At 65.0% G+C, this 6,000-nt stretch carries 6 protein-coding genes; 3 read left to right on the plus strand and 3 right to left on the minus strand.

Annotated elements, in window-relative coordinates; genetic code table 11:
• Positions 1–77 precede the first annotated feature (77 nt).
• Entirely contained in the window at positions 78–422 is a 345-nt protein-coding gene (locus NKH01_RS15430; protein WP_353020898.1) for a RidA family protein, read from the plus strand.
• Positions 423–603: 181 nt separating this feature from the next.
• Here the strand turns inward: NKH01_RS15430 and hutC are convergent, their stop codons facing one another.
• Positions 604–1,365 carry a histidine utilization transcriptional repressor HutC gene (gene hutC, locus NKH01_RS15435; RefSeq protein ID WP_353020900.1) on the minus strand — a complete coding sequence of 254 codons (762 nt, stop codon included), beginning with the start codon at positions 1,363–1,365 and terminating at the stop codon, positions 604–606.
• Positions 1,362–2,714 (minus strand): formimidoylglutamate deiminase, encoded by a 1,353-nt coding sequence (locus NKH01_RS15440; RefSeq protein WP_353020902.1) that lies wholly within the window; start codon positions 2,712–2,714, stop codon positions 1,362–1,364. Before NKH01_RS15440 ends, hutC begins: the two co-directional genes overlap by 4 nt.
• A 98-nt stretch (positions 2,715–2,812) precedes the next feature.
• Between NKH01_RS15440 and hutI the strand changes: the two genes are divergently transcribed.
• Both hutI and hutH read left to right on the plus strand, forming a co-directional pair.
• Entirely contained in the window at positions 2,813–4,063 is a 1,251-nt protein-coding gene (gene hutI, locus NKH01_RS15445) for an imidazolonepropionase (RefSeq protein ID WP_353020904.1), read from the plus strand.
• Entirely contained in the window at positions 4,060–5,595 is a 1,536-nt protein-coding gene (hutH, locus tag NKH01_RS15450; RefSeq protein ID WP_353020906.1) for a histidine ammonia-lyase, read from the plus strand. The genes hutI and hutH overlap by 4 nt, the downstream gene beginning before the upstream one ends.
• Positions 5,596–5,796: 201 nt before the next feature.
• Here the strand turns inward: hutH and NKH01_RS15455 are convergent.
• On the minus strand, positions 5,797–6,000 hold a 204-nt coding region (locus NKH01_RS15455), incomplete at its 5' end, for a hypothetical protein (protein ID WP_353020909.1).

The raw sequence follows: 6,000 nt of genomic DNA on the forward strand, positions 1-6,000 counted from the left end.
TTCCGCTCGAGCGGCCTTGCCCCCGGCGAACCCGGCCCCTAAACAGGCGCAGCTGACAAGAGGAGAAGGAATATCCAATGAGCATTCGTCGCATCGATGTAGGCCCGCGCATGAGCCAGATCGTCATCCACGGCAACACCGTCTATCTGGCCGGTCAGGTCGGCAAGCCGGGTGGAAACGTCGGCGCCCAGACAAGAGACATTCTGGCGGCGATCGACGAATTGCTGGCGAAGGCCGGCACCGACAAGACCAAGATCCTGCAGGCGATCATCTGGCTGGCCGACATGGGCACCTTTGCTGAGATGAACGCCGAGTGGGACAAATGGGTACCGCAGGGCAACACGCCGGCCCGCGCCACCGGCGAGGTCAAGCTTGCCGGACCGGAATATCTGGTCGAGATCATTGTCACCGCGGCGATTTGAGCAGCTCCGTAGGTTCCCCCTCATCCGGCCGCTTCGCGGCCACCTTCTCCCCGAGGGAGAAGAGACTGGCGCTGGCACCAGCGATCTCCTCTCCCCTCGGGGAGAGGTCGGATTGCCCCGAATGCCCTTCGCAATTCGGTCGGCAATCCGGGTGAGGGGGTCTGACCCTCAGTTGAAATGCTCACCCCTGCGACGGCGTGAACCGCGCCACCAGCGTGTGGCTCTCGGCCGCGTAGGTGAACCGGACATGGGTGACGGGGTGCTCGGCGCTCCATGTTCGCCGCTCGATCACCAGGCACGGCGCGCCGGTCGCGATGTCGAGAGCCGCCGCGATATGCTTGTCGGCTGCAACCGCGCGGATGCGATGCTCGGCCGCACTCCATGGCACACGGCCGATCAGCCACGGACCGGGCGCCGTATCGAAAAACGCCTCTTCGGCGGCCTCCGGCACGGCAGCCAGGTTGATCAGCCGCTGCTCGTGGGCGAACGGCCGGTTGCCGGCGAAATGCCGGCATTCCAGCGCCAGCACCGGCCCGGCGACGTCGAGTTCCAGCAGGGCGCGATCGTCGGCACTGCTGCGCCTTCTGCTTCCCGCCACGCGCTCGTAGCGGTAGGGCAGGCCAAGTGCCTCGACCTCGATCCGGATGTCGTGGATTTCGAGAACGGCCGCCTGCGATTGCGGCCAGCGGACAAAACTGCCGGAGCGACGCCGGCGCTCGATCAGCCCGGCCTTGGCCAGCTGCGACAGCGCCTTGTTCACCGTCATGCGCGAACATCTGTATTCTTCCGTCAGTTCATGCTCGAACGGAATGCGGTGGCCGGGCGCCCAGGCGCCGGACAGGATCCGTTCGCTGATGTCCGACAGGATGCGCTGGTGTAGCGAAAGGGCCTCGCCGCCGTCCGCGCTTCCAGAATCCGCACTTATCGCCTCGATCATGCTCATGCCGAAAGCGCCGTCATCACCTTGCGGAAGCGCTCGGCAATGGCATCGCGTCTTGCATGCCTGCCGTCGCTGACCAGTTTCCTGCCATGCACCCAGACGCAATCGATCTTGGTGCCGTTGGCAAAAATCCAGGCGTCGAGGATCGCATCACCTGCCTTGCCCGCCAACGATGGATGCTTGCCGTCGAGCGAGACGAGATCGGCCGAGGCACCGGCAGTGATCCGCGAGGCGCCGGCGCCCAACGCGGAACTGCCACCCTCGAGCGCCGCATCGAACAACGCGCGACCGGTCGATCCGCCGGCCACCGCCATGACATTGCGGACGCGGTGGGCGAGGCGCTGCGAATATTCGAGCTGGCGCAACTCGTCCGGCAGGCCGATCAGCACGTTTGAATCCGAACCGATGCCGAAGCGCCCGCCATGCTGCATGAACAGCGACGCGGCAAAGGTGCCGTCGCCGAGATTGGCCTCGGTGATCGGGCAGAGGCCGGCAACGGTGCCGCTTTTCGCCATCTGGATCGTCTCGGCTTCGCTCATGTGGGTAGCATGGATCAGGCACCAGCGCTGGTCGACCTTGGCATTGGCAAGCAGCCATTCGACCGGCCGCGCCCCGGACCAGGCAAGGCAGTCCTCGACCTCCTTCATCTGCTCGGCGATGTGGATGTGGATCGGCCCCTCCGGCGCCATCGCCGTGATGTTTTCCAGTTCCTCGGGTGTCACGGCACGCAGGCTGTGTGGGGCCACGCCGACGACAGCCTGAGTCAACGCGCGAAGGGATTCGCGGCTTTTCTCAACAAGCCGCGAGAACTGGTTCACATCGTTGATGAATCGCCGCTGGCCTTCATTTGGCGCAGCGCCGCCGAAAGAGGAATGCGCGTAGAACACCGGCAGCAAAGTCAGCCCGATGCCTGTCTCGGACGCTGCAGCAATGATACGCTCCGCCATCTCGGCGATGTTGGCATAGGGCCGGCCGTCGCGGTCGTGGTGGAGATAGTGAAACTCGCCGACGCGCGAGAACCCGGCCTCCAGCATCTCGACATAGAGCTGCGCTGCGACCGCCTCGACCTGGTCCGGCGTCATCGACAGCGCAAAGCGGTACATCACCTCGCGCCAGCTCCAGAAACTGTCGGCGGAAGGGCCGCGCAATTCGGCAAGGCCGGCCATGCCGCGCTGGAAGGCATGGCTGTGCAGGTTCGGCATGCCGGACAAAAGGACAGAATGGCGCTCGTCGCCAGGCAGAGGCGAGGTATTCGCCTCGGCCGTTGCGATCTTGCCGTCGGAGATTACGATCCGCACATCGCTGCGCCAGCCGTCGGGCAGAAGTGCCTGTTCCGCAAAAATCGCCGTCACGTCTTTCTCCAAATCCCGGTTGGCCATGTGATGATAGCGCTTGCAGTGCCTTTTGATATGTATATACATAATAACTCCCGATTGAAACGGAAAAGATGATGGCTGGAGAGAGCAAAAACCGGGCAGGGGAGCTTCGCCTCTGGCGCAATGCGCGCCTCGCGACCATGGCCGATAGCAGCGCCGGGTTAGGCGTCGTCGAGCACGGCGCCATCGCGGTGCGCAGCGGCCGGATCGTCTATGCCGGGCCGGAAGCCGACATGCCGGCAGCGCTCCGCCCCAGAGCACTTGGCAAAGACGCCGAGGCGACCGACTGCGAAGGCCGCTGGATCACCCCTGGCTTGATCGACTGCCACACCCATCTGGTCCATGCCGGCAACCGTGCCAATGAATTCGAGATGCGGCTGGCCGGCGCCACCTATGAGGAGGTCGCCAAGGCCGGCGGCGGTATCGTTTCCTCGGTCAAGGCTCTGCGCGCCGCGAGCGAGGACGAGCTGGTCGCCCAGTCGCTGCCACGCCTCGACGCGCTGATCGCCGAAGGCGTCACCACCATCGAGATCAAGTCGGGCTACGGTCTCGACCTCGAAAACGAGAAGAAATCGCTGCGCGCCGCGCGACGGCTGGGCGGTGAGCGGCCGGTGACGGTCAGAACCACTTTCCTCGGCGCTCATGCGCTGCCGCCCGAAGCAAAAGGCGACAAGGACGCCTTTATCGATCTTGTCGCCAACGAGATTTTGCCGGCCGTCGCTGCCGACGGGCTTGCCGATGCCGTCGACGGTTTTTGCGAGGGCATTGCCTTTTGGCCCGAGCAGATCGCACGCGTGTTCGATGCCGCGAAGGCGGCGGGCCTGCCGGTCAAGCTCCATGCAGACCAGCTGTCCAATCTGCACGGCGCGGAACTTGCGGCACGCTATGGTGCGCTATCGGCCGATCACCTCGAATATACCGACGAGGCGGGCGCGGCGGCGATGGCGAAGGCAGGAACCGTGGCGACCATCCTGCCCGGCGCCTACTACTTCATCCGCGAGACCAAGAAGCCGCCGATCGCCCTGTTTCGCCAGCATGGCGTCAGGATGGCCGTTGCCACCGATAACAATCCCGGCACCTCGCCGCTGACCTCGCTGCTGCTGACCATGAACATGGCGGCGACATTGTTCGGCCTGACCGTCGATGAATGCCTTGCCGGCGTCACGCGCGAGGCTGCCCGCGCGCTCGGGTTGCTTGGACAGACCGGTACGCTGGAGGTCGGAAAATCCGCCGATCTGGCGATCTGGGACGTCGAACGCCCGGCCGAACTCGTCTACCGCATGGGCTTCAACCCGCTGCATGCCCGCATCTGGAGGGGACAATGACCGAACTCAAGCTCAGGCCAGGCAATGCCAAGCTGGCCGATTGGCGCGCCATCTATCGCGGCGCCGCACTGAGGCTCGACGATGCCTGCCGGCCGAAGATCAAGGCCAGCGCCGAGGCCGTCGCCAGGATCGTTGCCAAGGGCGAGCCGGTCTATGGCATCAACACCGGCTTCGGCAAGCTGGCCAGCGTGCGCATCCCCGCCGCCGACCTCGAGACGCTGCAGCGAAACATCGTGCTGTCACATGCCGCCGGCGTCGGCGAGCCGATGCCGGTGGCAATTTGCCGGCTGATGATGGCGCTGAAGCTGGCCAGCCTGGCCCAGGGCGCCTCCGGCGTGCGGCCGCAGACGATCGAGCTGCTCGAGGCGATGCTGGCCAACGACGTTATTCCCGTGGTGCCGGCGCAAGGCTCGGTTGGAGCTTCCGGCGACCTCGCGCCGCTGTCGCACATGACCGCGGTGATGATCGGCGTCGGCGAATGTTTTACCCCGCATGGTCGCTTTCCCGCCAAGGTCGCCTTCGTTTCGCACGGCCTGGAGCCGGTGACATTGGGCGCCAAGGAAGGCCTGGCGCTGCTCAACGGCACCCAGTTTTCGACCGCCTATGCGCTGGCAGCTTTGTTCGAGGCGGAAGTGCTCTACCAGTCGGCACTGGTCGCCGGCGCGCTGTCGACCGATGCCGCCAAGGGCTCCGACGCGCCCTTCGATCCACGCATCCATCTGCTCAGGAAACATCGCGGCCAGATCGAGACGGCCGAGGCGTTGCGCAATTTGATGGCCGGCAGCGCCATCCGTGAATCGCACCGCGTCGGCGACGAGCGCGTGCAGGACCCATACTGCCTGCGCTGCCAGCCGCAGGTGATGGGCGCAGCACTCAGCGTGCTGCGTCAGGCCGCCGATACGCTCGACACCGAGGCCAATGGCGTCACCGACAATCCGCTGATCTTTGCCGAGGACGACACAGCGCTTTCTGGCGGAAATTTCCACGCCGAGCCGGTGGCCTTCGCCGCCGACATGATCGCGCTCGCCGTCTGCGAGATCGGCTCGCTGTCGGAACGGCGCATCGCCATGCTGGTCGACCCGGCGCTGTCGGGCATGCCGGCCTTTCTGACGCCCAAGCCGGGTCTGAATTCCGGTTTCATGATCCCGCAAGTGACAGCCGCGGCGCTCGTCTCGGAAAACAAACAAAAGGCCTATCCGGCCAGCGTCGATTCGATCCCGACCTCGGCCAACCAGGAAGACCATGTCTCGATGGCGGCGCATGGCGCGCGCCGGCTCATCGGCATGGTCGAGAACGCGACGGCCGTCATCGGCATCGAATTGCTGGCCGCCGCGCAAGGCTGCGATTTCCATGCCCCGCTGGCCTCGAGCGCGGCGCTGGAGGCGGTGCGCCGGCTGGTCAGGGCAGAGGTGCCGCATCTCGACAACGACCGGCACTTCCATCCCGACATGGAGAAGGCCATCGCCATGGTACGCAGCGGCGCGGCGGTGGAAGCGGCAAGCGCGGTAAAGCTGCCGGGAGTGACGTCGTGAGACTGTACGCCGCCACAGCTCGGACGTTGACGAAACCCTCGACGCCAGCTGATCTCCCCCCAAGTGGGGGAGATGCCCGGCAGGGCAGAGGAGGGCGCTGTCCCGCCAACCTCAGCCCGGCAACACCGAAACTTTCAAAGCCAGAAACAAAAAACCCGCCTCAAGGGCGGGTCGCCGGTGACAATCATCACCATACCCATATTAGTAGCTGCCGGCACAAAGCAAGAACAAAATACGTTGCGAGCGATAAAAACCGAGGTCGGTGTTGACGGACAATTGCAAGGTCGCGTTCTGCCGCGCCCCCCTCTGTCCTGCCGGGCATCTCCCCCACGAGTGGGGAGATTGGCCGTTACACTGGCTTTCGCCAATCTCCAACGTTGCAGGACTGAGCGAGGCGCCGCAGCT

It is taken from the genome of Mesorhizobium sp. M1403, assembly GCF_040317695.1.
Taxonomy (GTDB): domain Bacteria; phylum Pseudomonadota; class Alphaproteobacteria; order Rhizobiales; family Rhizobiaceae; genus Mesorhizobium.

Bases quoted from the DNA above. Each gene is read 5' to 3' on its own strand.
- NKH01_RS15430 (WP_353020898.1), top strand. From the start codon at position 78: ATGAGCATTCGTCGCATCGATGTAGGCCCGCGCATGAGCCAGATCGTC.
- hutH (WP_353020906.1), top strand. From the start codon at position 4,060: ATGACCGAACTCAAGCTCAGGCCAGGCAATGCCAAGCTGGCCGATTGG.
- hutC (WP_353020900.1), bottom strand. From the start codon at position 1,365: ATGAGCATGATCGAGGCGATAAGTGCGGATTCTGGAAGCGCGGACGGC.
- hutI (WP_353020904.1), top strand. From the start codon at position 2,813: ATGGCTGGAGAGAGCAAAAACCGGGCAGGGGAGCTTCGCCTCTGGCGC.